1 pseudogene is annotated in these 438 nt (G+C 62.8%); it reads left to right on the top strand.

From position 1 onward, the window contains the following. Nucleotides 1-438 (top strand): annotated as a pseudogene (locus tag D3D02_RS20010) (hypothetical protein); the annotation flags it as partial.

Here is a 438-nt window from a genome sequence, read left to right as displayed (position 1 = left end):
GAACTTCGGCAGTTCAACGGCGGCGGACAGGGCAACGTCGGCATCATCGACCGACGGTTCTCCGGATCGAACGTCACGGTGACTGTGAAGAACTACGGCGACGCGCCCGCGACGCGGTCACTCGAACTCGGTGGCGTCACTCGGCAGGTCCAATTGGACGCGGGTGATGTGGCGACGGAGACACTGCCGGTCCCGACGGGTGGAGGTCGAATCAGCCTCTCGCAGGGTGACGACCTCCCTACTGATAACACACTGTACGTCGCCGCTCCGGAGGACGCCTCGGTCGACGTCCTCGTCCTCACGACCGACGAAAATCAGTTCCTGACGACCGCGCTCTCCGTCATCCCGGAAGTGTCGCTGACGGTCGATAACCCGCCGACGACCGTCTCGAGGAAGTACGACGTGATTATCTACAGCAACGTCACCCCCGACCGCTTA

The sequence above is a fragment of the Halobellus sp. Atlit-38R genome (assembly GCF_003665925.1).
Lineage (GTDB): Archaea > Halobacteriota > Halobacteria > Halobacteriales > Haloferacaceae > Haloquadratum > Haloquadratum inordinatus.
Note: the sequence above shows the minus strand (reverse complement) of the source record. Positions and strands in the feature narration are given on the sequence as shown.